Origin of the sequence: Halovenus aranensis (assembly GCF_900100385.1) — an archaeon.
Classification (GTDB): Archaea; Halobacteriota; Halobacteria; order Halobacteriales; family Haloarculaceae; genus Halovenus; species Halovenus aranensis.
In genome coordinates, this window is the sequence record NZ_FNFC01000003.1 from 71,997 (window position 1) to 96,224 (window position 24,228).

24 protein-coding genes are annotated in these 24,228 nt (G+C 59.9%); 16 read left to right on the forward strand and 8 right to left on the reverse strand.

The window, feature by feature from the left end:
- Positions 1-13: 13 nt before the first annotated feature.
- A complete protein-coding gene (locus tag BLR34_RS03865; protein WP_092699635.1) occupies positions 14-1,255 on the reverse strand; it encodes a helix-turn-helix transcriptional regulator in 1,242 nt (413 codons plus the stop codon).
- A 189-nt stretch (positions 1,256-1,444) separates the two neighbouring features.
- Here BLR34_RS03865 and BLR34_RS03870 point away from each other — a divergent pair, with 189 nt between their 5' ends.
- Both BLR34_RS03870 and BLR34_RS03875 read left to right on the forward strand, forming a co-directional pair.
- Positions 1,445-2,662, forward strand: a complete 1,218-nt coding sequence (locus tag BLR34_RS03870) for a DUF7094 domain-containing protein (RefSeq protein WP_092699637.1) — start codon at positions 1,445-1,447, stop codon at positions 2,660-2,662.
- Between the two features lie 73 nt (positions 2,663-2,735).
- Positions 2,736-3,194 (forward strand): type IV pilin domain-containing protein, encoded by a 459-nt coding sequence (locus BLR34_RS03875; RefSeq protein WP_092699639.1) that lies wholly within the window; start codon positions 2,736-2,738, stop codon positions 3,192-3,194.
- Positions 3,195-3,199: 5 nt separating this feature from the next.
- Here BLR34_RS03875 and BLR34_RS03880 read toward each other — a convergent pair whose 3' ends face one another.
- Positions 3,200-3,823, reverse strand: a complete 624-nt coding sequence (locus tag BLR34_RS03880; RefSeq protein WP_092699640.1) for a methyltransferase domain-containing protein — start codon at positions 3,821-3,823, stop codon at positions 3,200-3,202.
- Between the two features lie 145 nt (positions 3,824-3,968).
- On the opposite strand from BLR34_RS03880, the gene ahaH reads away from it, so the two are divergent.
- Genes ahaH through BLR34_RS03920 form a run of 8 tightly spaced genes read left to right on the forward strand, consistent with a single transcriptional unit; the run spans position 3,969 to position 11,901 of the window.
- Positions 3,969-4,301 carry an ATP synthase archaeal subunit H gene (gene ahaH, locus BLR34_RS03885; protein WP_092699642.1) on the forward strand — a complete coding sequence of 111 codons (333 nt, stop codon included), beginning with the start codon at positions 3,969-3,971 and terminating at the stop codon, positions 4,299-4,301.
- Complete coding sequence (locus BLR34_RS03890) at positions 4,288-6,456, forward strand: V-type ATP synthase subunit I (protein ID WP_092699644.1); 2,169 nt, start codon at positions 4,288-4,290, stop codon at positions 6,454-6,456. Before ahaH ends, BLR34_RS03890 begins: the two co-directional genes overlap by 14 nt.
- An 8-nt stretch (positions 6,457-6,464) precedes the next feature.
- Positions 6,465-6,713: a hypothetical protein gene (locus BLR34_RS03895; RefSeq protein WP_092699646.1), complete on the forward strand. Its 249-nt coding sequence runs from the start codon at positions 6,465-6,467 to the stop codon at positions 6,711-6,713.
- A gap of 18 nt (positions 6,714-6,731) precedes the next feature.
- Positions 6,732-7,313, forward strand: coding sequence for a V-type ATP synthase subunit E (locus tag BLR34_RS03900; protein WP_092699648.1), 582 nt, complete (start codon positions 6,732-6,734; stop codon positions 7,311-7,313).
- A complete protein-coding gene (locus BLR34_RS03905; RefSeq protein ID WP_092699650.1) occupies positions 7,310-8,371 on the forward strand; it encodes a V-type ATP synthase subunit C in 1,062 nt (353 codons plus the stop codon). The genes BLR34_RS03900 and BLR34_RS03905 overlap by 4 nt, the downstream gene beginning before the upstream one ends.
- Positions 8,368-8,703 carry a V-type ATP synthase subunit F gene (locus BLR34_RS03910; protein WP_092699652.1) on the forward strand — a complete coding sequence of 112 codons (336 nt, stop codon included), beginning with the start codon at positions 8,368-8,370 and terminating at the stop codon, positions 8,701-8,703. Before BLR34_RS03905 ends, BLR34_RS03910 begins: the two co-directional genes overlap by 4 nt.
- 1 nt (position 8,704) lies before the next feature.
- The gene (locus BLR34_RS03915) at positions 8,705-10,483 is read left to right on the forward strand and encodes an ATP synthase subunit A (RefSeq protein ID WP_092699654.1); all 1,779 of its coding nucleotides are present in this window, start codon (positions 8,705-8,707) and stop codon (positions 10,481-10,483) included.
- A gap of 2 nt (positions 10,484-10,485) precedes the next feature.
- Positions 10,486-11,901 (forward strand): V-type ATP synthase subunit B, encoded by a 1,416-nt coding sequence (locus BLR34_RS03920; protein ID WP_092699656.1) that lies wholly within the window; start codon positions 10,486-10,488, stop codon positions 11,899-11,901.
- 52 nt (positions 11,902-11,953) lie between these two features.
- Here BLR34_RS03920 and BLR34_RS03925 read toward each other — a convergent pair whose 3' ends face one another.
- Positions 11,954-12,133 (reverse strand): hypothetical protein, encoded by a 180-nt coding sequence (locus tag BLR34_RS03925; RefSeq protein WP_092699658.1) that lies wholly within the window; start codon positions 12,131-12,133, stop codon positions 11,954-11,956.
- A gap of 118 nt (positions 12,134-12,251) precedes the next feature.
- Between BLR34_RS03925 and BLR34_RS03930 the strand changes: the two genes are divergently transcribed.
- Together BLR34_RS03930 and BLR34_RS03935 are read left to right on the forward strand one after the other, a co-directional pair.
- Complete coding sequence (locus BLR34_RS03930; RefSeq protein WP_092699659.1) at positions 12,252-12,470, forward strand: hypothetical protein; 219 nt, start codon at positions 12,252-12,254, stop codon at positions 12,468-12,470.
- A gap of 37 nt (positions 12,471-12,507) precedes the next feature.
- Entirely contained in the window at positions 12,508-13,182 is a 675-nt protein-coding gene (locus BLR34_RS03935; RefSeq protein ID WP_092699661.1) for a V-type ATP synthase subunit D, read from the forward strand.
- 46 nt (positions 13,183-13,228) lie between these two features.
- On the opposite strand, the gene BLR34_RS03940 is transcribed toward BLR34_RS03935, so the two are convergent.
- Positions 13,229-13,741 carry a DUF5817 domain-containing protein gene (locus BLR34_RS03940; RefSeq protein WP_092699663.1) on the reverse strand — a complete coding sequence of 171 codons (513 nt, stop codon included), beginning with the start codon at positions 13,739-13,741 and terminating at the stop codon, positions 13,229-13,231.
- A gap of 104 nt (positions 13,742-13,845) precedes the next feature.
- Between BLR34_RS03940 and BLR34_RS03945 the strand changes: the two genes are divergently transcribed.
- Complete coding sequence (locus tag BLR34_RS03945) at positions 13,846-15,027, forward strand: inorganic phosphate transporter (RefSeq protein WP_092699665.1); 1,182 nt, start codon at positions 13,846-13,848, stop codon at positions 15,025-15,027.
- 1 nt (position 15,028) lies between these two features.
- Here the strand turns inward: BLR34_RS03945 and BLR34_RS03950 are convergent, their stop codons facing one another.
- Positions 15,029-16,366 (reverse strand): hemolysin family protein, encoded by a 1,338-nt coding sequence (locus BLR34_RS03950; protein ID WP_092699991.1) that lies wholly within the window; start codon positions 16,364-16,366, stop codon positions 15,029-15,031.
- 196 nt (positions 16,367-16,562) lie between these two features.
- On the opposite strand from BLR34_RS03950, the gene BLR34_RS03955 reads away from it, so the two are divergent.
- Genes BLR34_RS03955 through BLR34_RS03965 form a run of 3 tightly spaced genes read left to right on the forward strand, consistent with a single transcriptional unit; the run spans position 16,563 to position 17,984 of the window.
- Positions 16,563-16,871 (forward strand): glutathione S-transferase N-terminal domain-containing protein, encoded by a 309-nt coding sequence (locus BLR34_RS03955; protein ID WP_092699667.1) that lies wholly within the window; start codon positions 16,563-16,565, stop codon positions 16,869-16,871.
- A gap of 3 nt (positions 16,872-16,874) precedes the next feature.
- Positions 16,875-17,396 carry a redoxin domain-containing protein gene (locus BLR34_RS03960; RefSeq protein WP_092699669.1) on the forward strand — a complete coding sequence of 174 codons (522 nt, stop codon included), beginning with the start codon at positions 16,875-16,877 and terminating at the stop codon, positions 17,394-17,396.
- On the forward strand, positions 17,397-17,984 hold the full coding sequence (locus BLR34_RS03965; RefSeq protein WP_092699671.1) for an L-threonylcarbamoyladenylate synthase: 588 nt from the start codon (positions 17,397-17,399) through the stop codon (positions 17,982-17,984). It abuts the gene before it with no gap.
- Positions 17,985-17,989: 5 nt separating this feature from the next.
- Here BLR34_RS03965 and BLR34_RS03970 read toward each other — a convergent pair whose 3' ends face one another.
- Genes BLR34_RS03970 through BLR34_RS03980 form a run of 3 tightly spaced genes read right to left on the reverse strand, consistent with a single transcriptional unit; the run spans position 17,990 to position 24,215 of the window.
- Complete coding sequence (locus BLR34_RS03970) at positions 17,990-18,649, reverse strand: CRISPR-associated protein Cas4 (protein ID WP_092699673.1); 660 nt, start codon at positions 18,647-18,649, stop codon at positions 17,990-17,992.
- A 42-nt stretch (positions 18,650-18,691) separates the two neighbouring features.
- Positions 18,692-18,964, reverse strand: a complete 273-nt coding sequence (locus BLR34_RS03975) for a DUF7854 family protein (protein WP_092699675.1) — start codon at positions 18,962-18,964, stop codon at positions 18,692-18,694.
- Position 18,965: 1 nt separating this feature from the next.
- Positions 18,966-24,215 (reverse strand): LAGLIDADG family homing endonuclease, encoded by a 5,250-nt coding sequence (locus BLR34_RS03980; RefSeq protein ID WP_092699677.1) that lies wholly within the window; start codon positions 24,213-24,215, stop codon positions 18,966-18,968.
- Between the last annotated feature and the right edge of the window lie 13 nt (positions 24,216-24,228).

Here is a 24,228-nt window from a genome sequence, read left to right on the forward strand (position 1 = left end):
ACAGGAGGTCTGTTTACTTGTCGCCGATATCGGTGATGTCCTCGTCGGGGAACGAGATGAGGTTCTCTCGGCCGATGCGGAGCTTGTCGATGCGGTCTTCCTCATCCATCGAGGAGAGGAGTTGGGATACCTTCGCGTTCGACCAGCCAGTCTCTTTGACGATGGTCGCTTGCTTCATTCGTCCACCGTTCTCTTCGAGCAGGCGTTCGACCCGTTCCTCGTCGCTCAGTAGCTCAAGGTCAACCTCCTGGGTAGCCGCTGTGGCAGGCGCTGACTCTTCGACAGACGACTCTTCAGTCGCATCCTGGGATGGTTCTGTTTCGCTGGTTCCGAGTTCGGCCACAGCTTCTCGCACGCGTTCGGGACCGACGGCCATCATCACGCCGACGAACAGGACACCAACCGCGCCGAACACCGCGAAAGCGAGAGCAACCTGTCCAACCGAGAGTGTGCCGTCACTGCCGCCAGGGGTTGCCGGGCCGGTTCCTCCTGGTGTCGCTGTAGCTGTCGGCGTTACAGTCGGCGTCGTTTCGGTACCACCGGTCCCGAGTCCGATAACCGCCTGCAGCGTCTCGTTCGAGAACGACGCCGGTCCCTGCCAGCGCAGTGCCCCCCGGTCGGGGATAATCTCCGCGTCGTCGAATCCCAGCCCTTCGGGTGCTTCGATTCTGAGCGTCTGGTTCGGGCCAAGTCCTTGGAACCAGAGCCCAGCCTCTGTCTCGAAGACGTCGTCGAGATAGAGCTTGTTATCCTTCACGCGGGCAAAATTTTCCCAGGTAAACGAGAGAGTCAGCTCCCCTAGGTCGTCGCCGACTCTGCTCACACGTTGTGGGTTGACGATTCGAACGTCTCGGTCGGTTTCTGCATCGATTAGTTCGCTAGCGCGCTCAAACGCACCGAATCCGAGGTCTCTCCCCTCGACAGAACCGGATTCGAACTCCGCCGCGAGGTCGCTAAATACCTGTTGCTGGCGCTGCGTGGAGAGGTTGAAACGCTCTGTCACTTCCCACCGAGCGCTTCCATCGGTCTGGAGTTCGACCACAAACGTGGTGTTCGTCTCGATAATACTCGTGTTCACCGCAACGTTCGGCTGTGGTGGCTGGACACTGTCTGGTGGAGCCGTGCTGTCCGGCGAGTAGACGGACGGAGACGCACCGCCCACACCGGTAGCGAACGCACAGAGAGCGACCACCACGACAGTGCCAAGACAGAGAGCAGGGACCAAGCGGAGAGCATCACGAGACGGCTCGGGCATGTATCGGCCTATTGCCCCTCACACCAGAAAACCTTTTCTATGAAACGTTAGGGCGCTGTATAAACTGTCTAGACGCTCCTCACGGACGGAGAGTGAATACAATCCACACAGCACCGCTCGCTGTGGATGGTGCTGTTGTGGTATCTCTCCGCGACCTTTTTATATACCCGCCGGCAATACGTCACTAATATGTCGCGTCCCTCCAGGCTGTTGCTGTTATTCTGTGCGGGCACCCTCCTGTTGGCGGGAGGAGCGATCGCTACAGCTAGCGTCGACGAGCCGCTCTGGGAGTCGAGCCAGCTCACGAACAGTTCTGCTCACGTCGTCGAGGTGAGTAATTCGAGTAACTACCTCTCGCTCGACCAAGCAGACGTTCGACAAGAGCAGTACGAATCAGCGTCGCTAGATGTCGCAGGTGCTGTCCAAGGGGATGCACTTCGGCTTCAGGGAGAACAGCGAAAGCGTATCGTCCAGCAGCAGTTAGCCGATAGCGACGACAAGGCTGCCTTCCACCGTCAGCTACTGCAGGAAATCGAGAGCAGTACTCTGTCGCTTGAACAACAGAGACACCAACTCTACCGGCAGTATAGCAGCGGTGAAATCGACGGGACGCAACTGTTCAGAGAGGTCGTCCGCCTCGGCGTCACCGCTGAGCAGTACCGAGATATCACGGATGTCGTACAGGGCACGTCGATTTCGGAAGGATTCTCCCGGCAGTACTCAAATATCGAAGGAGATTCCTCGCTACTTCCGTCGGCAATACTTTCACAGATCGAGGGCCACCTGTCGACAGCCGATACAGGCACCATGTACGTGCAGGCGGGAAATCAATCCCTAATACTGGCCTCGGTCGAGGGAGACAGCTATATCAGGGAGGCAATGTTGCTGGGCGAACACGAGAGGGACGCACCAGAGCAGTTCGGCAGCGGCGGCGCCTCTGAGGCAGAAGACGCGTTCAACCGGGCTCAGAGCCTCTATCCGTGGACGGTCAGTGACGTATTTAATCCGACGCTCAGAGGGTTCGGCAACTCGTCGGTGTACCGGCTCACAGCGAGTCACACACACGGAACACTGCGAACGTACCTCGATGGCGCAACGACAAATCCGTTCTACGAGGTCCACGAGAAGAATCCGTTCGCAGTGCCGGTGACCGATTTCACGCAGACGACCAACGATGGACTCAGACTCGACGTCCAGGTGACGAACCCCACCGGGCCGATGCTGATCGAAGTCATCGAGACCGAGGACGTGATATACAATAATATCACAGTTTCTATCGACGAACAACCGGTCAAGACCCTGTCTTCAGGCGGCGACTTCTACACGGTACAGCCGGCCGGCTCGTTCGAGATAACGGCGAGGACAGACACCGGCCAGGAAGTCTCGGTCGCGATTTTCCCCGAGTGACAGCCGACCACGATGCCTCACAGCGTGACAGTCCAGCGAACGTTCAAATACGATAGCGACACCACCGGAGTGTATGCCACGGGCGGTAAGTCCTGTCGTCGGTGTCGTCACGCTCCTCGCGGTGACGATAGTGCTGTCGGCGACACTGCTCGGAGCGACGGCCGTCGACCTCTCTCCCCCCGGGCCGACCGCATCTCTCGACCTCACGGCCGACGCTTCGGCAGACAGAATCGAACTCGTACATCGCGGCGGTGAACCTCTCGATATCTCGACGCTCAAGGTGAAGGTATCAGTCGACGGTGACCCACTTGATTACCAGCCGCCAGTTCCGTTTTTTGCGGCCAAGGGGTTCCGTAGCGGACCAGAGGGAGCGTTCAACCCTGCAAGCTCGAATCGATTGCAGGCCGGGGAACAGACCAGTTTCGCCGTAGCGTCGACGAATGCACCGGAGATAACGAGCGGGGCGACGGTCTCGGTTACTCTCTTTTCGGGGAATAGAACGCTCCTCGAAGTAGAGACGACCGCGACCTGAGGGAGTTACGCCTCCGAGATGTGAGCAAGTGTCGTGATAGCCCGTGGGCTGTTCGGAGAGGCCTGCTGAATCGTATGTCCGAACTGCTCGAAGCCAGCCTCACGGAACATCCGGTCTGCCTCGGCCTCGTCGTAAAAGAGCATGATTGCGTCGGCGGCCTTCTGGAATAGCGTCGAGTCCGGGTAGTCGGGACCGACGACGAGAACCTTTCCGCCGGGTTTGCCGACACGGCGTAACTCTTCGAGTGCCGTCACCGGGTTAGGCCAATACTCGATAGAGCCAGACGACCAGACGATGTCGAATCGGTCGTCAGCGAAGGGCAGTCGCTCCGCGTCGCCCATGTGGAACTTGACCGGCCCTCGCTTGCCGAACTTCTGGTATGCCTTGTCGAGCTGGTGGGCGCTCTGGTCGAGACCGTAGACGTTGTCTGTCTGCTGAATCAGCCCTTCGGTCGCGAAGCCGGTACCACAGCCGACGTCGAGTACCGAATCTCCGGGCTGGATGTCGAGCATCTCGATTGCCTCGTCCCGCATCTCTTCGTTCCAGATGAAGGGGTTGATGCGGTCGTAGACTTGCGAGAGGTACCGGTAAAACAGCCGAGCGCGCTGTTTGTTTTCGAGAATACCCATCGTTAGGTAGTTGGCGCCCGTCTCTAATAATCTGGCGAAGTCGGGCGTGGACCAGCGTGTCAGAGACGTGTGCGTGCAGATACCACGCAAAAACCATTTCGCAACTACCAAATAGGCATTCTTGTTACACTCAGACGATTGAGGAATGCCCAACCAAGAGGTGTTACGACAAATCAAAGAGTCCGAAGCAGAGGCCGACGAGATAATCGAGGAGGCCGAAGCCGAGGCCCGCGAGCGCGTTGACGAGGCGCGAGAGCGGGCCGAGGAGATTCGCGAGGAGGCCAGAGCAGAAGCGAGAGAAGAGGCCGAGCAGCGAATCGAAACGGCCCGAGAAGAAATCGACGCCGAGCGCGAGGAAGTCATCGAAGCGGGCGAGTCGGAACGCGACGAGCTGGAGGAGGCAGCCCAACAGCACGTAGAAGAGGTGATAGAACACACGGTCGAACTGTTCACGGAGGCGGTACATGCTCAGACCTGAGCAGATGTCCAAAGTCTCGGTGACCGGCGCGAAGTCCGTCATGGACGAGGTCATCGAGACGATGCACGACCTGCACCTGGTCCACATCACGGACTACGATGGGTCCTGGGACGGGTTCGAACCAGGTGACTCACTCGAAGGTGCCGACGAAACTTCGAGTATGCTCGTGACCGTCCGGGCAATCGAGAGCACGCTCGATATCTCCGGAGACGACATTGGCGCGACAGGAAGCGTCAACCTCGACAACGCGGAGGAAAAGCTCGAGGAAATCCGGACCGAGATTAACGAACTCGACGACAGACGCGACGAACTTCGGGGCAGACAGCGCGAGATTCAGGAGCAACTCGACCAGATGGAGCTGTTCGCCGACCTCGGACTGGACCTCGACCTCCTGTGGGGGTACGACTCCCTGACCGTCCGGGTCGGGGAGGGTGATGCCGGTGCAATCGAGGCAACCCTCGCGGAGAGTGACGGTATCGACGCCTACGACGTGTTTAGCGGCGACGAAAGTGTCGCAATCTTCGCTCGCGAGCAGAGCGACGGCGCGCTCGAGGACGCGATTGTCGGTGTCCCATTCACGGCCTACGAAGTGCCGGAAGCCTCGGGGGACCCTGCCTCGAACGTTCAGGAACTCGAGCGCGAACACGAGCAAATCGAGACGAAGCTCGACCAGACCGAGAGTGAAATCGAGGAGCTACAGCTCGAACACGGCGAGTTTCTGCTCGCCCTGGAAGAGAAGCTCTCGGTCGACGCACAGAAGTACGAAGCTCCGCTTCGATTCGCGACGACCGAGCGCTCGTTCATCGTCGAGGGATGGGTGCCCACAGAACGATACGAGCAGTTCGTCTCCGAACTCGACCAGGCGGTCGGCGACCGCCTCGAAATCGAGGAAATCGAGCGTGCCGAGTACACGAGCAGCGGGCATACGGCCCACCACGAGGAGGCCGCGGCCGACGGCGGGCAGGAGGTCGCGACCGACGGCGGCACCGACGGCGGTGTCGTGACAGTCGACGACGAGCCGCCGGTCGTTCAGCGAAATCCCAACGTCATCGGTCCGTTCGAACTGCTGGTGAAGGCAGTCAACCGACCGAAATACTCGGAGTTCGACCCAACAATCGCGCTGTTCCTGACCTTCCCGTTGTTCTTCGGGTTTATGATCGGGGACATCGGCTATGGGCTGCTCTATGGCGCGGTTGGCTACGGAGTAATCCGAAAATTCGACTCACAAGGTCTGGTTGACTTCGGGAAAGTCGTCGCCTGGCTCGGCGTCTTCTCGATGGCGTTCGGTGTCCTGTACGGCGAGATACTCGGATTGCACTTCTTCGAGTGGTTCGGCGCGCACCCACCAATCGAGAAGGGACTCTCCGACAAGATGTGGGCCGAAGCCTGGCTAGTAGTCGCGGTTGTCGCTGGCTGGATTCAGATTAACATCGGCTACATCTTCAACTTCATCGAGGAATTCCAGCTTCACGGCCCAAAGGAGGCAGTCGTCGAAGCCGGGTCGTGGCTACTGATGTTGAACGGCCTCTGGGTATTCATCTTCAGTAAGCTCTTCGATGGGAGCAAGCCCCCATTCCTCGTCGGAACCGAAGCGACGTTCAACGGCCACCCCTTCGAACTCGGCTTCGCCGGCCTTCCGTCGATAGCCGGGTGGATTGGGCTTGGTGCGTTCATGCTCGGCATCGTGATACTGCTCACGGGGCCGTGGTTCGAAGTTGTGGAAGCGGTTGCACCGTTTACACACACGCTGTCGTACACTCGGCTGACTGCAGTGCTGCTGGCGAAAGCCGGGATGGCTCTCGCCGTGAACCTGCTGTACTGGGGAGCCTACAACGACGAGGAAGGCTTCCACTACATGTACGATTACGCCCCAGGATACGAGCCACACGGCGAGGAGGCCGAAGTCGTCTTCGGCGGCATCGCCAATATGGGGACAGAGATAACACTCGGACCGCTTCAGTTGGGACTCGAAGGTGCGTTGCTCGGACTGCCAGTACTGGTGCTGGGACATATAGTCGTCTTGGCAATCGGTGGCACAGCGGCTATACAGGCCATCAGGCTGGAGTACTTCGAGTTCTTTGAGAAGTTTTATGAAGGCGGTGGAAAGAACTACCAACCGTTCGGTTACGACAGAAGCTACACTACTGACAACTAACGAAAACCATGTTCGAAACACTACCTGACCTGTCGAACGCTGTACTGTCATCGTCACCTGCACTGACCAAGGAAGCTGCGGCTGCATTCTCGATCGGTCTGGCCGCACTCGCAACGGGGTACGCACAGCGAGGCATCGGGTCCGCCGCAGTGGGTGCCGTCGCCGAGGATGGCGACAACCTGGTTCCGGGCCTGATTCTGACGGCGCTTCCGGAGACGCTCATCATTATCGCGTTCGTCGCCACCTTCGTGGTGTAACGCCTCCTTACCAAACCTATGACTCTGGATACCGTCGTAGAAGACATTAGAGAGCAAGCCCGCGCGCGTGCGGAAGAGATTCGCGAGGAGGCTGACGCGGAGGCCGACGAGATAATCGAAGAGGCCGAAGCCGACGCCGAGGAGATTCGCACGGAGATTCTGGACGACGCGGAGCGCCAGATAGAACAGGAGCGTGAACAGCGGATGTCGAGCGCCAAGCTGGAGGCCAAACAGAGCCGGCTCGAAGCCCGTCGTGACGTACTCCAGTCGGTTCGTGACGACGTCGAGGCAGAAATCGAATCCCTGTCCGACGACGAGCGACGAGAGCTGACCGGAGCGCTGCTGGACGCGGCTGCTGCCGAGGTCGACGACGGTGCGACAGTCGAGGTCTACGGCCGAGCTGAGGACCAGGAGCTGCTCGAGTCGCTGGCTGCAGAGTACGACGGCTTCGAGTACGCCGGCGAGTTCGACTGCCTCGGTGGTGTCGTTGTCGAAAGCACCGAGTCGCGTGTTCGTATCAAGAACACGTTCGACTCGATCCTCGAGGAGGTCTGGGAGGACAACCTCCGCGAGATTAGTGACATGCTCTTCGAGCAATGAGTCAGGCAGGTACCTCGAATCCGGAGTACGTCAACTCCCGCGTCAGAGCGCGCAGAGCAGCGCTGTTCGGCGAGGAGGACTACCGAAAGCTCGTCCGGATGGGGACCGGTGAAATCGCTCGCTACATGGAGGAAACCGAGTACGAAGCCGAGATGAACGCACTCGGTGCTCGCCACCGAGGTGTCGACCTCATCGAGTACGCCCTCAACGAGAACTTGGCAAAGCACTTCGAGCAGTTGCTCGACTGGGCCGAGGGGACGCTGTACACCAGGATTGCGAACTACCTCCGGAAGTTCGACGCCTGGAACGCAAAGACTGCTATCCGTGGCGTCTACTCGGGCTCGGATGCTGAAGAAATCTCGACCGACTACATCCGCGCCGGCGAGTTCGACGACGGACTTCTCGACCAGATGGCCGCAGCCGGCACCGTCGAGGAAGTCGTCGAACTCCTCTCTGAGACCATCTTCGCAGAGGGACTCGACGCGGCATACGAAGAGTTCGACGAGCGTGACGTGCTGGTGCCGCTCGAAAATGCCATCGACAAGACGTTCTACGAACACCTGCTCGATGGCATCGACACGACGATGGTCGACCGGAACACGCCGGCAGGACTGTACCTGGACGTACTCCAGGCGGAAATCGACTTCCGGAACATCCGGAACGCACTGCGGCTGTCACGGACCGGGACCGACCTCGACCCAGAAGAGTACTACATCGAGGGCGGCAAGCTGTTCGAGTCGGGCGAACTCCGGCAGCTGGTCGGCAACTTCGACGAGTTCGTCGACTACATCCGCGAGAGCACGTACGGCGACGAGCTGTCGGGTGCACTCGCAGACCTAGATGCTGCCGAGAGCCTCATCCAGTTCGAGCACGCACTCGACTCGGCACTGCTCGAGTACTCGGACACCCTTTCGTACACGTATCCGGTGTCCATCTGCTCTGCACTCTCGTATGTCCTCGCCAAGGAGCGCGAGATAGAGAACATTCGGGCAATCGCTCGCGGTCGAGAGGTCGGTCTCTCGCCCGACGAAATCGAAGACGAGCTGGTGGTAACATGAGCGCGGGAAGTCAAGAAATCGCCGTCGTCGGAAGCCCAGAGTTCACAACCGGCTTCCGGCTGGCCGGCGTACGGAAGTTTGCGAACGTCCCCGACGACGAGAAAACCGAGGAACTCGACGACGCTGTCGCAGAGACGATGGCCGACGAGGAGGTTGGCATCGTCGTCATGCACGACGACGACCTCGAACACCTCTCGCGGGAGGTGCGCGAGGATGTCGAGAACAGCGTCGAGCCGGTGGTTGTCACGCTCGGGGGCGGTGCAGGTAGCGGCAATCTGCGCGAGCAGATCAAACGAGCAATCGGTATCGACCTGATGGAGGACGAAGACTAACATGAGTCAAGCAACAGATTCGGACGTCCGTGAAGACGGCGTCATCGAGAGCGTAAGCGGCCCCGTCGTGACAGCGGTCGACCTCGACGCGCGGATGAACGACGTTGTCTACGTCGGTCACGAGGGGCTAATGGGCGAAGTTATCGAGATCGAAGGGAACGTTACGACCATCCAGGTCTACGAGGAGACCTCCGGGGTCTCGCCGGGCCAGCCGGTCGAGTCGACGGGTGCACCCCTGTCGGTCGACCTCGGCCCTGGTATGCTGGACACTATCTACGATGGTGTCCAGCGACCGCTGGATGTCCTCGAAGACAAGATGGGCTCGGCCTTCCTCGACCGTGGTGTCGACTCCCCGGGTATCGACCTCGAAAAGACCTGGGAGTTCACCCCGGAACTCGAGGAGGGCGACGAAGTGAGTCGTGGCGACGTTGTCGGCACGGTGCCCGAAACCGAGAGTATCGACCACAAAGTGATGGTGCCACCGGACGCCCTCGAGGAGGGCGAGACGGCAGAGGTCGTCTCCATCGAGAGCGGGAACTTCACCGTCGAGGAGACGGTCGCCGAACTCGACACCGGCGCCGAGATTTCGATGCGCCAAGAGTGGCCGGTCCGCAAACAGCGCCCGGCCGCCGAGAAGTACACGCCGACGAAACCGCTCGTCAGCGGACAGCGCATTCTCGACGGGCTGTTCCCCATCGCGAAAGGCGGGACGGCGGCGATTCCGGGACCCTTTGGCTCTGGAAAGACCGTCACCCAGCAGTCGCTGGCGAAGTTCGCAGACGCCGACATCGTCGTCTACATCGGCTGTGGCGAGCGCGGCAACGAGATGACCGAAGTCATCGACGACTTCCCGGAGCTGCCGGACCCACAGACCGGGAACCCGCTGATGGCCCGGACCTGTCTCATCGCCAACACGTCGAACATGCCCGTTGCAGCACGTGAATCGTGCATTTACACGGGAATCACCATCGCGGAGTACTACCGCGACATGGGGTACGACGTGGCGTTGATGGCCGACTCCACCTCGCGGTGGGCAGAGGCGATGCGGGAGATTTCCTCGCGGCTGGAGGAGATGCCCGGCGAGGAGGGATACCCCGCATATCTCGCGGCCCGCCTCGCAGAGTTCTACGAGCGCGCCGGCTACTACGAGACCATCAACGGCAACGAAGGGTCGGTGACAGCAATCGGTGCGGTCTCACCGCCGGGCGGAGACTTCTCCGAGCCGGTCACCCAGAACACGCTGCGTATCGTCAAGGCATTCTGGGCGCTCGACTCCGACCTCGCCGAGCGCCGGCACTTCCCGGCAATCAACTGGAACGACTCCTACTCGCTGTACCGAGACCAGCTCGACGAGTGGTTCGAGAACAACGTCGACGAGAACTGGTCGAGCACCCGGCAGTGGGCAATCGACGTACTCGACGAGGAAGACGAGCTGCAAGAGATTGTCCAACTCGTCGGGAAGGACGCGCTGCCGGAAGACCAGCAGCTCACCCTGGAGGTCGCACGCTACCTCCGTGAGGCCTGGCTCCAGCAGAACGCCCTGCACGACGTCGACCGCTACTCGCCGCCAGAGAAGACCTTCCGCATCCTGGAAGGAATCAAGGCGTTCAACGACGAGGCCTTCGAAGCCCTCGACGCCGGCGTTCCGGTCGAGGAGATTCAGGACATCGACGCGCCGCCGCGCCTGAACCGTATCGGAACGACGCCGGACGACGAAGTCGAGGAGTTCGTCTCCGAAATCGAGGACGACATCGCGGAACAACTCCGGGAGCTGTACTAACAATGAAAGAGTACAAGACAATCACCGAAATCAGCGGTCCGCTGGTCTTCGCAGAGGTCGACGAGCCGGTCGGTTACGACGAAATCGTCGAAATCGAGACACCCAGCGGCGAAACCAAGCGCGGACAGGTACTGGAAACGAGCGACGGGCTCGTCTCGATTCAGGTGTTCGAGGGAACCGACGGCATCGACCGCAACGCGTCGGTCCGGTTCATCGGCGAGACGCTGAAGATGCCCGTGACCGAGGACCTCCTGGGTCGCGTCCTCGACGGGTCGGGCCGTCCCATCGACGACGGTCCCGACATCGTCCCCGAAGAGCGACGGGATATCGTCGGCGCAGCAATCAATCCCTTCTCGCGGGAGTACCCCGAAGAGTTCATCCAGACGGGCGTCTCGGCTATCGACGGTATGAACACGCTCGTCCGGGGACAGAAACTCCCCATCTTCTCCTCGTCGGGGCTTCCCCACAACGACCTTGCGCTCCAGATTGCCCGCCAAGCAACCGTCCCAGAAGAAGCAGAGGGCGACGGCGAGGACGACTCCGAGTTCGCAGTCATCTTCGGCGCGATGGGGATTACCCAGGAAGAGGCAAACGAGTTCATGGACGACTTCGAGCGCACCGGTGCGCTGGAACGGTCGGTCGTCTTCATGAACCTCGCAGACGACCCCGCAGTCGAGCGGACGGTCACGCCGCGGCTGGCGCTTACCACGGCAGAGTACCTCGCCTTCGACAAGGACTATCACGTGCTGGTCATCCTGACGGACATGACCAACTACTGTGAGGCCCTGCGCGAGATTGGCGCGGCCCGCGAGGAGGTGCCGGGCCGCCGTGGTTACCCTGGATACATGTACACCGACCTGGCTCAGATTTACGAGCGGGCCGGTCGTATCAAAGGCGAGGAGGGGTCGATTACGCAGATTCCCATCCTGACGATGCCGAGCAACGACATCACGCACCCGATTCCGGACCTGACCGGATACATCACCGAGGGGCAGATTATCGTCGACCCCGACCTGAACTCACAGGGTGTGAAGCCACCGGTCAACGTCCTGCCCAGTCTCTCGCGGCTGATGGACGACGGTATCGGCGAAGGGCTCACCCGTGGGGACCACGGCGACGTGTCCGACCAGTTGTATGCGGCCTACGCAGAGGGTGAAGACAAGCGCGACCTCGTGAACATTGTCGGCCGCGAGGCGCTGTCAGACCTCGACAACAAGTATCTTGACTTCGCAGACCGCTTCGAGGACGAGTTCATCGAGCAGGGCTTCGAGACGGACCGCGACATCGACTCGACGCTGGATATCGGCTGGGACCTGCTCTCGATGCTCCCCAAGGACGTCCTCAGCCGTATCGACGAGGACCTCATCGACGAGTACTACGAGGAAGAAGGCGAAGCCGAAGAAGTCGCTGCCGACTAACTCTCTGCCAGTTGCTCTTTTGACTGTGGTTGTGCGAAACGATAGCTGTGTCTCACATCAGTGCTGTCTCGCGGTCGGCCTGCCAGACAGCAAGGATGCCGAGCACCACAGCAAGCCCGAGGAACGAGTAGCCGACAACTGCCGGAAGTGAATCCGACAGTAACAGACTCGCACTTGTCAGCCCCAGTCCAACGACCGAAAGCACAGCCCATGTTTGGGTGCTGTCGCTCATATGGCAGCGTACTACTGACAGATTCTAAATATCTTCTTATTTTCGAGCCACCACTGGATGTTGATAAGCGGCGGCGCGAAGGGTGATTCTAAGTGCGAGTGGGCGGTAGAAGTTGCAAATGAACGAGACAGACCCGGTGATGCGAGCCGCCAGAAACGGATTTGCCGTCTTGATGGTCGCACTCTTGGGGTCTTGGGCCTACGGCTTTAGGACCGACGGTGGTCCGACCCAGCGACTGTTCGATTTGCTGTTGCTCGGTGCGCTCGTCTACTGGGTGTCACAGCTATACTACAGCAGGCAGAGTCAGGACGGCAACGGTGCGGACAGCCACGACTGAAAACGGTTAACTGGCTCGGTACACAACCAGGGAGCAAATGGCCAAGGACGTCAAACCCACGCGGAAGAACCTCATGGAGATAGAAGAGCGCATCGAGCTATCCGAGCGTGGGCACGACACGCTAGAGAAAAAGCGTGACGGCCTCATCATGGAGTTCCAGGAGATTCTCGACCAGGCACAGGACGTTCGGTCGGGACTGGAAGCAGATTATCAGGAGGCACAGCGCGCTATCGACATGGCGCGTGCGATGGAGGGCGACGTTGCGGTCCGCGGCGCTGCGGCCGCACTCAAAGAGCACCCCGAGATTACCACCCAGTCGAAAAACATCATGGGCGTCGTCGTGCCACAGATTGAGTCGAGCAAGGTCCAGAAGAACCTACAAGAGCGGGGTTACGGTGTGCTCGGGACGAGCGCCCGCATCGACGAAGCCGCCGAGGCCTACGAGGAACTGCTCGAATCAATCATCCTCGCAGCCGAGGTCGAGACGGCGATGAAGAAGATGCTCGACGAAATCGAGACAACCAAACGCCGCGTCAACGCTCTGGAATTCAAGCTACTGCCGGAGCTACAGGAAAACCAGGAGTACATCGAACAGAAGCTCGAAGAACAGGAGCGTGAAGAAATCTTCCGCTTGAAGAAAATCAAAGACAAGAAAGAACAGGAAGCCAAGGAAGAAGCCGAGGAAGAGGCCGAACAGGTCGCCGTCCAGTAAATCCCGGTTATTCGTCGCCCGACATGAGCGACGGGAGACACTGCAGTCAGAGGAGCCGATACTGCCCTCGACTTTCCGAAATCTCGCCGGCCCTGACGAGTTTCTCCAGTGCTCGCTCGGTGTAAGACTCGGGGACACCTCTGTCGCTTGCGTAGGCGATGATATCCCCAGCAGTGGGTTCAGAGAGTGTCCGTACCGCCTCGCGAACGGTTTCCTTTCGGCTCTGTGTCCCTCCGGAGTCTGACTCTGCACGCTGTATCTCCTCGGCATCGAGTCCAGATTCCATCAGATACGTCTCGTCGTCGATACCGCTGTCCTCGACTTGGTCGTCAAGTTCGGTAAAAGAGTCTAACTCGGCAAAGGCATCGCCGTGGCCCTGTCGTGTCGCCAGCATCGAGGACCGGACTTCGCGTGCGTGGTCTTCGTCGTCCGTTGTCACAAATTTACGTCGCTTGTCGTGACTGCGTGTCTTTCCACAGCGCGGGCACTGACTGGTTTCGGGATTGCCTTCGACAATCCAGAGCGCACTACAGGCGTCACAGCCGACGACGGCGTACATACCTGATTCTACCTGCGTGCGGAGGGATAAATCAGTCGACGCACGGAGTCGGTTGGCCAGTCGACCAGCACCCTCTTGCCACTCCGTGATATAATGCCGGGTAGATGGTCGCAACCGGTGGGTTAGTGACGCTGGCAGTGTCCGGAGTAGCGAGTCTGTTCATGGCCTGGGCTATCGGTGCCGGGTCGTCGGGGTCGACGCCGTTTGCGCCAGCCGTCGGTGCAAACGCTATCTCAGTGATGCGAGCCGGATTCCTAGTCGGTATTTTGGGCCTGCTCGGCGCGACACTCCAGGGGGCAAACGTAACAGAGGCAGTCGGGACTGAACTCGTCGGTGGGGTCGAGCTCTCGGCAGTGGCGGCGACGATTGCGCTGTTGCTCGCTGCTGCCCTCGTCGCTGTCGGAATCTTCACCGGCTACCCCATCGCGACGGCGTTTACCGTCACCGGAGCCGTCGTCGGTGTCGGGATGGCAATGGGAGGCGACCCCGCGTGGGGAAAATACGCCGAAATCGCCACGCTCTGGATAGGGACGCCGTTCGTTGGCGGCGGCGTGGCATACGCAGTCGCAAGGCTGCTGCGGGCAGACAGCATCGCCGAATCGACCGCGATTCCGGCACTTGGCGGCCTTATCGGCATAATACTTGCCAACGTCCAGTTCGTCTTTTTCGCCCCCGGAGACAAACAGGGGTCGTTTGCCGACGCCATGAGTAGTCAGTTCGGCGGCGGTACGCTTCCGTATCTCGGGGCGGTGATACTCCTCGCCGTGGCAGTCTGGGGGCTGTTGTCCTATCAGGTCAGGCACAATCCCACCCGCGCGCAGCGACAGTTCTTGCTTACACTGGGTGGGCTCGTCGCATTCTCGGCGGGCGGAAGCCAGGTTGGGCTGGCGCTGGGCCCACTCGTGCCGTTGCTCGGTGACTTCGACATTCCGCTCACGTTCGTCCTCGTCGGGGGTGGACTCGGACTGCTAATTGGTTCCTGGACAGGTGCGCCGCGGATGATAAAGGCGATTTCACAGGACTACGCCGCACTGGGACCCAACCGGTCGATTGCCGCCCTCATTCCGTCGTTCGCGCTGGCACAGACAGCCGTCTTCTTCGGTATCCCCGTCTCGTTTAACCAGATTATCGTCTCGGCGATTATCGGCAGCGGCTTTGCCGCACGGGACGGCACCGGCGAGGTCAGCGCGAGGAAAATCGGATACACAGTGTTCGCCTGGGTTGCATCACTCGCAGGCGCGCTCGTGCTCGGATACGGACTGTTTAGCCTGACGACGCTGGTCTGACCTACAGTTCCTGTTCTTCGGGGTCGGGTTTGCTGTCAGGTTGCTCGTAGTCAGCCAGACCGGCGATCCGGGCTTTCAGAATTCGCGTGTTTTCGACCTGTTCGACCAGGATTTCTAGGCCGTCGTACTCGATAGTCTCGCCCTGCTCGACGAGTCGGCCGGCTCTGTTGAACACGAACCCGGCGATAGTCTCGAACTCCTCGCCTTCCGGCAGGAAAATATCGAGGACGTCGTTGACCTCATCGATGTTGACTTCGCCTTTGACGACTGCAGTGTCGTCGTCGACGCGTTCTATCGGCTGTTCCTCACCACCTTCGAGGATTTCGCCGACGATTTCCTCGACGAGGTCTTCCATCGTCGCCAGCCCTTCGGTCGTCCCGAACTCGTCGATGACAATGACCATGTTAATACGGTTGTCGCGCATCTCCTGGAGCAGGTCGTCGACGTTTTTCGACTCTGGAACGTGCAGCGTCGGCTCGACGATGTCTTCCAGTTCGATGCCGTCTGTCCCGCTGTAATGGCGGTTCCGGACGAGTTCGTTGATGTGGACGACGCCGATGACGTTGTCGAGTTCGCCGTCGTAGACAGGGAGTCGCTCGTGACCGCTCTGGATGCAGGTCTCGATAGCCTCGTCGATGGTCGCGCTCTTGGCGACAGCAGTCATATCGAGGCGAGGCGTCATGACCTCCTTGACGATGGTGCGGTTAAACCGGAGGGTCCGCTGGAGCATCTGGCGCTCTTCCTCGTCGAGAACCCCCTCGCGCTCGCCGGTCTCGATGATTTCACGGATTTCGTCCCGGGTGACATATCCCTCTTCGATAGCCGACTGGCCGCCGGTGAGTTTGTTCACTAACCGCGTCAGGTAATCGAACAGGATGACTAGCGGAAGGAGAACGTACTCGGCAAGTTTGAGGAACGGAGCCGTCCGAAGCGCCCAAGGCTCTGTGTTGTCGATGGCGTAGGATTTGGGGGCGCTCTCGCCAAAGAGCAAGACGAGCGCTGTGATACCGAACGTCGAGACGAGAACGGCGATGCTCTGACTCGCCAGAAAGTAGCCGAGTATCCCCGTCGCAATCGAGGACATGGCGATGTTGACCAGGTTGTTGCCGACGAGAATCGTCACGAGCAGACGGTGTGGGTCAGATTTCAGGTCTTGCAGGGACTCCGACCCACGCCGGTTCTCCTCGACCATCTTCTCGATGCGGTGGTCCGGAAACGCGAACATCGCAATCTCGGAGGACGAGAAGAACCCCGAAAGGGCGAGCAAGACGAGGAGAATCAGTACACCGATACCAGCAAAATACGGGTCCGGGATTTCGAGACCAAACACCTCGACCATCTGGAGCGCCGGTTCGAGTAACCGCTCTGTGTCGAAGACAGCCTGGGCGACTGGGTCAGGATTTCCGACAGGGCGTAGGCTATCCATCGACCCGGACGTTGACAGGCGCGAGGATTAAGTCTTGTCGTCGTGGCCGAGTTAGCCGGTCTCTGTCGCGTGCGAAGGGTTTAGGCAACCAACGACCGTAACAGTGGATATGAGTCAGGAACCACTCACGCTCTACCGACTCCAAGCGTGTCCATACTGCGAGCGGGTCGTCCGCGTACTGTCGGAACTGGACCTCGACTACCAGTCCCGGTTTGTCGAACCACTCCACTCGGAACGGAACGTCGTGAAACGGTTGACCGGCGTCCGGACTGTTCCTGTCATCGTCGACGAGAACACCGGCGTGACGATGGCCGAGAGCGCGAACATCGTCGACTACCTCGAGCGAACGTACGGCGACGAGGGACCACTGGCAGAGGGAGCGACGACACAGGCTGCGGTTTCTGACGGGGGTGCCTGACCCATGGATTTCGATGTCGTCGACCTGCCGGCCACGGACCACCCAACAGTTGGTGAGGAGGCACCTGATTTCACCCGGCCGCTCGTCAACGAGGAGTACTGGGAAGACACGTCGCTGTCGGCGCTGCTCGACTCGGGACCAGTTCTCCTGGTCTTTCACTCGATGGACGGTGCGTTTCCGGCGACGTACCTCTGGAACGAACTCAGAGACCGTCGGTTCGACGACTACGAGCTGACGGTCGTCGGGCTCTCGATATCCTCGCCGTACGAACACAAGTCGTTCATCGACGAGCAGGGAATCGAAGACACGGGTTTCCGGCTCTTCTCGGACCCCAGCAACGAGGTTGCCCGCTCTTATGACATCGAGTACAGTCTCGACGGAATGGAGGGAATCAGCGAGCCACGACCCGCCGTATTCCTCATCGATGCCGGTGGAACAATCGGCTACACCTGGGTCGCAGAGGAGTGGCCGGCGTTTCCCGACTACGACGACCTCGAAGACGCGGTCGAAACGGAGCTTGCCTGAATGGTCACCGACGAGTTACAGACGGCGGCCGACGCGATAGCAGCCGGTGAGGTCGTAGTCTATCCGACGGAAACAGTCTACGGACTCGGGGCAGACGCGCTGGACTCGGCGGCCGTCAAGCGTGTCTTCGAGATAAAAGGGCGTGACCGCTCGAAACCGGTGTCGATGGCCGTTCCAGACATCGATACTGCCGCCGAACACACTCGACTGGGCGATCGGGAACGACGGTTCGCCGAACAGTTCCTCCCCGGTCCAGTGACGCTTGTCGTCGAGCGAGGCCCGACGGTTCCCGATGTCTTGACTGCCGGCCGCGACAAGGTCGGAATCCGAATCCCGGACCACGAGGGTTCGCGAGAGCTAGCACGCCGAGCCGGACCGACTACCGCAACGAGTGCAAACGTCAGCGGACACGGAAGCGCTCGTCACGTGACGGCAGTCAGCGAGCAGGTGCGAGACGCTGCTGCCGTCGTCATCGACGGCGGAAAGACACCAGGTGGCGGGTCGACAGTCGTCGACGTCTCCGCGGGCGAGATTCACCGCCGTGGGGCCGACGCGGCCGCTATCGAGGCCTGGCTCGGAGAGAACTGACCGCGTTATCCGCCAAGGAGGCTGCTGAGTGAGCGCGTGCTGACGCCACACTGGTCTCGATACTCACAGGCCCCACACTTCGACCGGTTGCTCGTCTTCGCCGGCGGTCCGTCGATTGCCGATACCGTGCGTCTGGCACTGCGGTAGGCGGCTGTCCGCCGTGTGTCGATATCGATTTGCCGAACGACACCGTATCCCGGATATTCGGCGACGGCGCGGTCGACCGATAGCTCTCGTTCCCAGGAAAGGGCTTTCGCCGCGGCGACCAGTCTGACGCTCTGTGGTTCCCAGACACCTTGTTCGGGTGGCTCGCCGCCGAAGACGAGCGACGGCGTCGGCATCTCAGCCTCCAAAATCTTGTGTACCACCCCATAACAGTCACGTCCCCGCAGAAAGACGTCGCGGTCGGTCGGGTTTACGAGTTCGTCCCAGTAGTCGATTCTCGCCCGTGCACAGCCGAGATTGGCGCGGTACTGTGTCGGCGTGACCGCGACCGGTGCCTCGGCCAGTGCACCCTCGACCGAGCGGAGGCGGTCGTACTCGAAGGCGAGTTCGCGCCGGCGTTTGACTCGCTCTGGCGTCTCCTCGGTATCGGCGTCTCGCTGCCGATAGTAGAGTTTCCGAGGACAGTATGCAGCGGTTTCGACCTCGCGGAACGCGTGCATATCGTGCGTGGTCCCGTACCCGGATATAAACCTCTGGACTCCTTATTCGATGGGCTCGACCTGGAACTCGCCCGGGTCGTCGAGGAGGTCAGTGATGTTCTCGCGGGCTTCGTGGCGCGAGGTGGCGACGACGACGAGGCCATCGACCGACCCGTCGCCCCGTGCGCGGTAGGCGGCAGCCTCGGGCTGGAAGTCAGTTGCGTAGGTGCGTAACACGCCGCGAACCTCGCGTTCGAGCTCCGGCAACGAGAGGTCGTCCTCCTCGTATCGGGTGAGTGCGTCCTCGATGTTGCGAAGCGTCGAGATTCGGTCCATCTCAGGTCGTGCGAAGGTGGTCGGTCCGTGGCTCGTAGACCTCGCCTTTCTGTTTGAGCTTCTCGATTTCGTGTTCGGCCTTGCTCGTCTCGATACCCTCCTCCTCTGCGCGCTCGATTATCACGTCGACGGGCGCGCCTTCGTCGTACTCGTCTTCGATTGTGGAGATGAGGTGTTTGATGTTCTTGATGCGGTCGCGCTGGCTCTTTGAGGTGCCCGTCTCGATGACGTCGGCGTCGAACTCTCCGGTTTCGGGGTCCATCCCGATATCTTCGAGACAGTACCGGGTGATAGCGGTGGCACGCTCGGCGTCCTCTTTCTCGACGGTGTCCGAGAGCCGGACCCGTGCACTTGCCTCTGCTAGTCGGACCAGCGCCTCGAGTTTTCGGGCCGTGACTGGGACCGCTGCGTCTTCGTCTGCGCCCCGAGAGCGAAGCTGGACGTAGAAATCCTGTATCCGACTCTTTGCCTCTTCTGTCATCGTCGGATAACAGGTCCGTTTCGCGTAGGCGACGTACTTGCGCAACAGCTCCGCGTCGATAGTCGGCGCAACGTCTTCGGTGACGTTCTCGACCTCCTCTTCGGTGTACTCGGAGCTGGTCATGTGCTCGCGGTGCGTGTTCAGCTCTCCGGCGTAATTGGTCTTGAGGATGTGTTCTGCCAGCTCTGCGTCTTTCTCCTCGTTGGGGTCGTCTGTCACCGTGAATATGAGGTCGAACCGCGAGATGAGCGGCGGTTCGAGGTCGATTTGCTCGCCAATCGGCTCGTACTGGTCGAACCGCCCGTAGGTTGGGTTGGCGGCACCGAGCAACGAACACCGTGATTTCAGCGTAGCGTTGATGCCAGCCTTGCTCACGCTGATGGAGTTGTGGAGTACGACGCCCTCGCTGACGAACGTATTGGTCGGTTCGACTGTGACATCGTACACCCAGTCACAGTCGTATTCGCCTTCGTTGGAGACTGTCTCAACATCCGTAACACGGTAGTACCGAAGGTCACATCGACGTTCGAGAGCGTCGGCACGACGCTCGAATTCTGTGAGTGCCGCTTCGATGGTCTCACGTGCAACATCAGTAAGTTCATCGCGTCGGTTGGCGTCGTATCCGCCGTCTTCCGCGTAATGGACAGTACTAGTTGTCTCACCGATGCGTTCGGCCAGGTTACGGGCAGACCATCCGATTGCTGTGCGGACCTCTGATAATGTCGTTGCGTCGGTCAGGTCCTCTCGTATCTCCGCAAGGCGTTCGTGTAGCTTGGTGAGTTCGGCCTCGACCGTCTCGACTCGCACCCCGAATCCTTCGTCGAGGTGTGGGCGAACGTTCCCGGTCAGCCGGAGACCCAGCAGTCGCCTGAGTTCCCGAATTTCTCGGGCTGCGCTCGTTGGCAACACGTCGTGGTGTCGCGGCGTCTCGTTGCTCCGCTCGACGAACGCCTGTGCGTCCTCGTACCGGTCGTCGGCCTGCTGGACGACCCGTTCGACGAACCGTTCTGTCGAGTCGCCCATCACGTAGACTTTCCACGTGTTTTCGGCAGTGTCACGATGGATACGCGATGCAACGCCGATTTTCGAGAGCGCGTCCGCGTAGTCTCTGGCTAGCCCCGCTGATGCCGTGGAGAACGCCATCGCCTCGCTCTCGACGCCCCCATCTCCAGCGAAGGCCCCGACCAAGAACCGGCGAATCTCCTCTTCCGAGGCACCGAGAACTGCTGTTGGGATGCGCTTGTCCCGCGCAGTGTGCATCAGTTCGGGAACGTTCTCCTGGAACCAGCGGTAGAGCTTCGTGGACACCCACCGTTTGGTGACAGTCCCAGCCGCGTTCGTCGTGTCAGTACTCTCTATCCCGAACACGTTACCCATCAGTTCAGCCGCCCGAGAAAGCAGGCGTTCATCCTGATTCGAGAACCCGATTTCGTGCGCAGAGCCCGCGTACGAGTGTCCCTCTGCAGTGAGTAGGCCCAGAATTTCGGCGAGGTCTGCCGACATCTGTTCGGGAAGTTCGACATCTTTCTCCTTGCCGAGGCACTGTTCGGGTGTCAGCTCCACAGGTTGTGTCGAGTTTGGAAGTTTCCGAGGCGCCGGGACGAACGCTCCCTCGTCTATATCGCGCGCTTCGACGGTCCCGACCTGTCCCTCGTCGTCAACGAACATCGGGTGCTCGGGCGTCACGAGTACACTCCGGCCGTTCGAGAACGTGACTCGGACGAACTTGTCAGGCGCTTTGTGCCTGCTGACCCTGTCGACGGGTTGTTTCTCGACCTCGTTGCTCTCGAAGTCGACTGTGTGGACGCCGATGTCTTCGACTGGAAGTATTTCACAGTCGACTCCATCGACGACATCATCTGGGCGAGCAGCCATCTTCTCGTCGACGAACTCGCCGATTTCGACCCGCCGACCGTCTGACAACAACACCTCCGTATCGGGGTGATACGACTGCTGTTCCAGCGCTTCGTGCATCGCGCTCTGATCTTCCGAGCGCATCTTATCGAGCTCGTCGACAGCCGCAATCCCCTGGTCTGCGAGCACGAGTGCGCCGGCTTCGAGAGTCCACTGCTGGCCGTCGCCGAAGTCGTCCCGGACCGCAGCGGCCGTCAGCCCTGCCGAAGAGCTACCCTTCCCGGAGGTGTACACCGAGCGAGGGGCGATGTTTTTGACGTACTGGAGCATGGCGGAATTGTGCGACACAATGCCATTCGATATGTAGTTGTGGGTTCCCGCTACTTCGAGGTCATAAACCCAGTCGTAGTCAGGTTCGACTGCCTCGATTGATTCGATGGAATCCCATCTGACATCTGCCTCAGCGAGCCTCCGAAGCCGCTCGACCGCTCCTGTAACTGAAAGAGCTTCGTCGATTTTTCTCGAGACCACGGCCCGTGCATCCTCCACCTGTCCTCCATCAGGAGCGACATCGTTACGTTCATGGTAACTAATCGCGCCCTGTGTGACATCCATCCCGGCGGCCAGGGCACACTGTGAGATGTTGAGTTCTGCTCGAACGGATTCGAGCTCACTCCAATCACCGTCCCCGACGCGTTTCCGTGCTTGCTGTAACCACTCGATTCGCTCCTCAAAGGAGTCTATCACCGTAGTGAGGCCCTGACGACTCGGGTTTCGGTCACCTCGCTCGTAGTGCTGGTATGTCGACCGTGGCAGGCCACATTCTGACTGGGTCAAGCAAAGCGAACCACGAACTTTCCGGAGAAGGTCACCAACCCCCGGGACGACATCGGTGTTCGTGTTTTGAGGAGTTGGCGCGTGTTCAGAGGCTGCTTCCGATTTCCGTCGGGTAACAAAGCCAATCGACGACACGTAGGTTTCGAAGCCACGACCGCTTATCCGGAGTCGGTAACTGTCGTTTTGTCTCTGTTTCAGCGAGCTGTCGATACCAGCCGAACACAACAGCAGTCTTACATCCTCTAAGAGGCCCTCGCTCTTTGAAGCGACTGTCAGTTCGCGTTCGTTCGTCGATACGTGACCCTCACTGTCGATGTATGCCTTCAGGAAGGCGCTTTGAATATACTCTGGTGCCCGAAGAATCGCTTCCGGAACTCGTTGTTGCTCTGATGTCTCGAGTATCTTCGGCTCCAACTGTTCGAGAAACCTCACAAATTCGCTGGCCGAGCATCTCACGACGTTGGCCGGCGTTCTGTCGCGACCCTCGTATTCCGAGTATGGAACTCCGAGACGTTCGTAGCTGTGCTTGACATCGGAACGGATCTCCTCGTCTGCGTTTGTAATTCTCACGGAGCCGGAGTTCTCTTCGTCTAATTCTACATACCCCTCCGCGACAATATACCCGATGAGACGTGCGAGCCACGGGGTCCAAACATCCGGCAGATCCACAGTTACTGCGTTGTTTGCCTTCGAAGATCGATACTCGACATCGAGAGTGGCTTCTGACCCGGATGGGGCGTGTGCCGGTGTTGCGACGAAATCCCCCTCGTCAAGTTCCTCTGCCCGTTCGGCGGTAAACTGCCCGCCTTTTTGAACGAATAGCGGGTGAGATGGCGTCACTTCCAGCCCTCGTCCCCGCGCAGTGCGAACGCGATACATTTTCTCAGGAGCTTCACGCTTCCATACTTTTGTTGCGTTTCGCTCAGAGACCGTCCCGTCTTCGGATAACGAGGGGACAGCGACATCTATCTCCGAATAGTAACCGTCGTCAATTTCGACCGGGTCATCGAGGTTGTTTTCGACGAACTCTCCAATCTTTACCCGAGACCCATCAGCTAACCAGATGTACTCCTCTCCGGACATACACTTCCCCGTTCCAGGATCCCCGATGAGGAGCATATGGAGGTCACCACGCGTGCGCGACCCGTCGGGGAGGTGTTTGGTGACCCCAGAGAAAAGCTGGAAAATCATCGCCCGCTTTTCTTTCTGGTAGCCGTAAATCGAGGGCGCGATAGACTGTTCCATCTGCTCGTAGATGTCGGGCTCGTTCGAGAGTTCGATAATCTGGGTCTTGTCCTCGTCGGTGATGTCCATCTCCTCGAACTGCTCGTCCTCGATTTCGACGGTCATCCCGTCCATGTAGAAGTCGAACATGGCGGATTTCTCTCGTTCTGACCCCTGCTGGTCGAGTTTCAACACGCCGGTAACTTGAACGTGGTCGCCGGCCGTGACCTCGCCGGTGATATCGTCCTCGATGTCGATATCGACGCTCTGTGGAGTCTCACCGCCACGCAGCCCCTCCGGAGACTCCTGTACTCGGAGCTTCTGTGCGTCGATAAACTCGGACTGGTCGTAGTTGATACGGAAGGGCCCCTGTCGCTCACAGCCCTGACACTCGTGGGGTTCCTGGAAGTCGCCGCCTTCCTGTGGAATTCTGCTCAGCGTCCCACAGCGCTGGCACTCGAAGGCGGCGGTCGTAATCTTCGGACGCACATCGGTCGCCTTCCGGACGATGCCCTGAATCGCGATGAGCATGCCGCGGTGGTCGGCCCGAATCTCGCGGATATCGGTCTGGTTTGGGAGGCCGGTGACGCGGACGTGTGCCTGCCCCAGCGAAACGTCGACCGGAAGGTCGTAGAGGCGGAGTGCTTCCTCGGCGTACTCCCGGAGCTGTTCGGGCTTGTTCCGGAAGTCGTCGGCCACCGCCGGGTCGAACCGATAGAGGTCGCCCCAGTCGATGTACAGCGATTTCTGCTCGTTGGGGTATTTCTGTGCCAGTTCGCCGATTTCGTTGCGGTAGTAACTCCGGTAGAATTCCTCGAATGTGTCGATGAGTTCGGTGTTGTCCGCGCGTGCCATCTGCTGGACTGTG

Coding starts and splice junctions, on each gene's coding strand:
- BLR34_RS03865 (WP_092699635.1), bottom strand. CDS start 1,255: ATGCCCGAGCCGTCTCGTGATGCTCTCCGCTTGGTCCCTGCTCTCTGT.
- BLR34_RS03870 (WP_092699637.1), top strand. CDS start 1,445: ATGTCGCGTCCCTCCAGGCTGTTGCTGTTATTCTGTGCGGGCACCCTC.
- BLR34_RS03875 (WP_092699639.1), top strand. CDS start 2,736: ATGCCACGGGCGGTAAGTCCTGTCGTCGGTGTCGTCACGCTCCTCGCG.
- BLR34_RS03880 (WP_092699640.1), bottom strand. CDS start 3,823: ATGGGTATTCTCGAAAACAAACAGCGCGCTCGGCTGTTTTACCGGTAC.
- ahaH (WP_092699642.1), top strand. CDS start 3,969: ATGCCCAACCAAGAGGTGTTACGACAAATCAAAGAGTCCGAAGCAGAG.
- BLR34_RS03890 (WP_092699644.1), top strand. CDS start 4,288: ATGCTCAGACCTGAGCAGATGTCCAAAGTCTCGGTGACCGGCGCGAAG.
- BLR34_RS03895 (WP_092699646.1), top strand. CDS start 6,465: ATGTTCGAAACACTACCTGACCTGTCGAACGCTGTACTGTCATCGTCA.
- BLR34_RS03900 (WP_092699648.1), top strand. CDS start 6,732: ATGACTCTGGATACCGTCGTAGAAGACATTAGAGAGCAAGCCCGCGCG.
- BLR34_RS03905 (WP_092699650.1), top strand. CDS start 7,310: ATGAGTCAGGCAGGTACCTCGAATCCGGAGTACGTCAACTCCCGCGTC.
- BLR34_RS03910 (WP_092699652.1), top strand. CDS start 8,368: ATGAGCGCGGGAAGTCAAGAAATCGCCGTCGTCGGAAGCCCAGAGTTC.
- BLR34_RS03915 (WP_092699654.1), top strand. CDS start 8,705: ATGAGTCAAGCAACAGATTCGGACGTCCGTGAAGACGGCGTCATCGAG.
- BLR34_RS03920 (WP_092699656.1), top strand. CDS start 10,486: ATGAAAGAGTACAAGACAATCACCGAAATCAGCGGTCCGCTGGTCTTC.
- BLR34_RS03925 (WP_092699658.1), bottom strand. CDS start 12,133: ATGAGCGACAGCACCCAAACATGGGCTGTGCTTTCGGTCGTTGGACTG.
- BLR34_RS03930 (WP_092699659.1), top strand. CDS start 12,252: ATGAACGAGACAGACCCGGTGATGCGAGCCGCCAGAAACGGATTTGCC.
- BLR34_RS03935 (WP_092699661.1), top strand. CDS start 12,508: ATGGCCAAGGACGTCAAACCCACGCGGAAGAACCTCATGGAGATAGAA.
- BLR34_RS03940 (WP_092699663.1), bottom strand. CDS start 13,741: ATGTACGCCGTCGTCGGCTGTGACGCCTGTAGTGCGCTCTGGATTGTC.
- BLR34_RS03945 (WP_092699665.1), top strand. CDS start 13,846: ATGGTCGCAACCGGTGGGTTAGTGACGCTGGCAGTGTCCGGAGTAGCG.
- BLR34_RS03950 (WP_092699991.1), bottom strand. CDS start 16,366: ATGGTCGAGGTGTTTGGTCTCGAAATCCCGGACCCGTATTTTGCTGGT.
- BLR34_RS03955 (WP_092699667.1), top strand. CDS start 16,563: ATGAGTCAGGAACCACTCACGCTCTACCGACTCCAAGCGTGTCCATAC.
- BLR34_RS03960 (WP_092699669.1), top strand. CDS start 16,875: ATGGATTTCGATGTCGTCGACCTGCCGGCCACGGACCACCCAACAGTT.
- BLR34_RS03965 (WP_092699671.1), top strand. CDS start 17,397: ATGGTCACCGACGAGTTACAGACGGCGGCCGACGCGATAGCAGCCGGT.
- BLR34_RS03970 (WP_092699673.1), bottom strand. CDS start 18,649: ATGCACGCGTTCCGCGAGGTCGAAACCGCTGCATACTGTCCTCGGAAA.
- BLR34_RS03975 (WP_092699675.1), bottom strand. CDS start 18,964: ATGGACCGAATCTCGACGCTTCGCAACATCGAGGACGCACTCACCCGA.
- BLR34_RS03980 (WP_092699677.1), bottom strand. CDS start 24,215: ATGGCACGCGCGGACAACACCGAACTCATCGACACATTCGAGGAATTC.